The sequence below is a fragment of the Borreliella afzelii genome (genome assembly GCF_014202295.1).
Classification (GTDB): domain Bacteria; phylum Spirochaetota; class Spirochaetia; order Borreliales; family Borreliaceae; genus Borreliella; species Borreliella afzelii.
This window is the reverse complement of the sequence record NZ_JACHGM010000027.1, coordinates 1-2,894: the sequence shown is the minus strand read 5'-3', so window position 1 is coordinate 2,894 and position 2,894 is coordinate 1. Positions and strand designations below refer to the sequence as shown.

The window sequence follows — 2,894 nt, the reverse complement described above, 5'->3', positions numbered from 1 at the left end:
AGGAAATACAATAACCATTGAAAAATGTTTAATATAAAACTTTAACCAAACATTTTAGCGAACTTAATACTCATAAATAAAAACAAGACTATCAACTAGTCTTGTTTTTTATAATTTATGCTTATAAAAGCATTTCTTAATTCAAATCATCTTCATATTTATCATATAAATCTTGAAAGTTTCTAAGTCTAATACTGAAAGTCTCATTTATTTTTTGGTTATCATATACTTTCACTTTTAAAACCCTGCTTGATAATAATTTTTTTAAAAAATTAGACAACTCATTTTCTTTTAAAAACAAACCATCATCTTCTACAATCCATTGATTACTAAGTGAATTTATAATGGGCTCTTCTTTATCAAAAGAATAACTAATAATTATATTTTTTATGTTGTTGGTGTTTTTCAATATTTCTTCTTTGTTAAAGAAAAAAGCAATCATTGTCCCCTTTTCAGGGGTACAACCAAATATTAGCCCATTGATGTCCCCAAACATTTTTCCTTTTTTTCTTTAGTTTCGTCTTTTGCTTTAGTTTTATCAGTATCGCCAAAGGCTTCACCAAGGGCAGTCCCAAATATATACATTAAGTTAAAAACATCTTTATCGGCCAATATAAAAAGATATCCTTTCTTATTTCCATCTTTTTTATTTCTTCCTTTTAAATACAAAATATTTTCTTGCATTTTAAAATTTTCAATATTAGCATCATCATTACTACTATTAATAAAACCTCTTAAAAATTCGTTAGCATTTAAAGAAAATAAAGCAAATATAAAATATAGAATAATATAAATTCTTTTCATTTATCATGACCCTTAAATATTAATAATAAAACAAGACTAATTATTAGTCTTGTTGTTCATAATTTATGCATTTATGCTTGCGAAGCCATTTATTTTATTCTTTTTTATCTTCTAGTAGCTTTTTAAGCTCTTCTTCAATCTTTTTAATTGCATCATCTATTATTCCTTTAGTCATATCGCTAGTACCAGCGCTACTAGAATAATTTGCACTTAAACCTAATTCTTGGGCCTTACTCCAAGCTTGTCCTCCAATTTGCCCCTGACCTTTGACTTGCTCGCCACTAGTTTCTCCAGTTGTACTATCAACTTGGCCTTTAAACTCTTCAAATTTCTTTTTAGCCTCTTCTAAAGCCTTTTTTCTTTCATCTTTTTTCTTTTTCAAGCTCTCTTCAAGATCCTTTAATTCCTTTTCAAGTTTTTCCTTCTCTTCTTTTTTATCTTTTAATTTTTCCTCTAATTCTTCTCTTATTTTCTTTATCTCTCCTTCGTACTCAAGATATGTTTCAAGAGAAGTTTTTTTATCCGATTTTTCTATTTTATCCTTTAATTCTTTTATTTGTTTTTCAATCTCTTCCTTTTCTTTATTATCTTCTTTTTTTTCTTTTTGTTTATCTTCTTTTTTTACTTCTTTTTGACCACCACTTTGTGCTTGTGCCGCTTTTAATACGAGTGTGTTATCATGGCGACTTGACGGTAATATTGGGGGTGGATTAAATAAGCTATTATTAGGGTCATCACCCTGCATTAATTCTTTCTCTAAAAATCCTTTTAAATTTTTTTCTGTATCTTTACTAATTGCGTAATTCTTGCAAGAACTTAACAGTGCAAAAACAGCACAAATAATAAACATTTTCATATTTTTATTCATAAGTTACTCCGTAAGGCTAAACATAACACAATCTCTAATAAATTCAATTTTTTAAAGATTTAAATATCTAATTTTGTTACATTTTGGATTACATAGTAACAAAACTCAAATGTAATTTTAAGCAACTCCTAAAAATCGCTCCATTGCAAATGACGGAGTCATTACAAAAGATCATAAAACAGATACAAATTAAATTTCAGAGTATTTGCTATATATCACTTAAAGTATTCTGTCTTTCTTAAGTGCCCCCCTTAAAAACTACCACTTCTGCCCAATAAAACCACTCTACATGCCAAATTTCCCATGCAATGAGAAGCACTATAATTTGACTAAAATTTTTAGTTTTTGGTAAAATGTAAATTGCAATTTTTATATATTTTTATTACTTTTACTTAATTTAAAAGTAACACTTATAAGGAGAGGATTCTATGGACATTAATAATTATCTTAATTTAAATAACAGTAGTACAGATTTTATTCTCAAACTATTAAAAGATTATCAAAAAGTAATAGATGAAAATAAAATCCTAAAAAATACTCTAAAAAATTCAACTAAACCCAAAAAAGAAAATCCAAAACCCAGCCCTAAGTTTTACTTAACTCCGAAAACTGGCAAAATAATTGTAAAATGTATTAAACAATTAAAACAAACTGATCCAATATCTGGTTGGTTTGTACATTTACTGTTAATAAGTGGGTGTAGGGGCACTGAAATTCAAAAAGTAAAAATGCAAGATATTACCCAGTTATCAAATAAACCTGGAGAAGCTTATTATAATATAAAAGTAAATGTAGCTAAAAAAAGAAATGTCGCTTGTATTAGAGAAATTGTCATTGACTCTAAAGAGTTTGACGCTATTCAAATAGCTCACAAAAATCATTTCGAAGAAAAAAATCTTGATACTAGACGTACTTATCTTTTCCAAAAAACTAAACACAAATTTAAAGATAATCAAATTAGCATTATCCATATTTCCAGTAAATTTAAAAATTTACTTAAAAAGTCGGGCTTTAAAGCTAATAAATCACTTCATTTATGTAGAAATTTGTTTATTTCAAATTTAAAATCCAATGGCTACAATTCTTTTCAAATTAAAGAACTTATGAAATATCACTCAACTTCTGAGATTGATAATATCTACGGACTCTCTTCTGCAAACAAAATTCAAGCCTATAAATTAGCCAAAAATAGCTTGAAGCTATAGATAACTATCTATGCTTA

4 protein-coding genes are annotated in these 2,894 nt (G+C 27.0%); 1 reads left to right on the top strand and 3 read right to left on the bottom strand.

Features of this window, described 5'->3' with window-relative positions; genetic code table 11:
* Window positions 1–136: 136 nt before the first annotated feature.
* The 3 genes from HNP63_RS07000 to HNP63_RS06510 form a co-directional block, all read right to left on the bottom strand.
* A complete protein-coding gene (locus HNP63_RS07000) occupies window positions 137–442 on the bottom strand; it encodes a hypothetical protein (protein ID WP_235685170.1) in 306 nt (101 codons plus the stop codon).
* A 29-nt stretch (window positions 443–471) separates the two neighbouring features.
* A complete protein-coding gene (locus HNP63_RS06995) occupies window positions 472–804 on the bottom strand; it encodes a hypothetical protein (RefSeq protein ID WP_082197671.1) in 333 nt (110 codons plus the stop codon).
* 94 nt (window positions 805–898) lie between these two features.
* Complete coding sequence (locus HNP63_RS06510) at window positions 899–1,672, bottom strand: hypothetical protein (protein WP_183227670.1); 774 nt, start codon at window positions 1,670–1,672, stop codon at window positions 899–901.
* 428 nt (window positions 1,673–2,100) lie between these two features.
* On the opposite strand from HNP63_RS06510, the gene HNP63_RS06505 reads away from it, so the two are divergent.
* Entirely contained in the window at window positions 2,101–2,877 is a 777-nt protein-coding gene (locus HNP63_RS06505) for a tyrosine-type recombinase/integrase (RefSeq protein WP_183227668.1), read from the top strand.
* The last annotated feature ends 17 nt before the right edge of the window (window positions 2,878–2,894 follow it).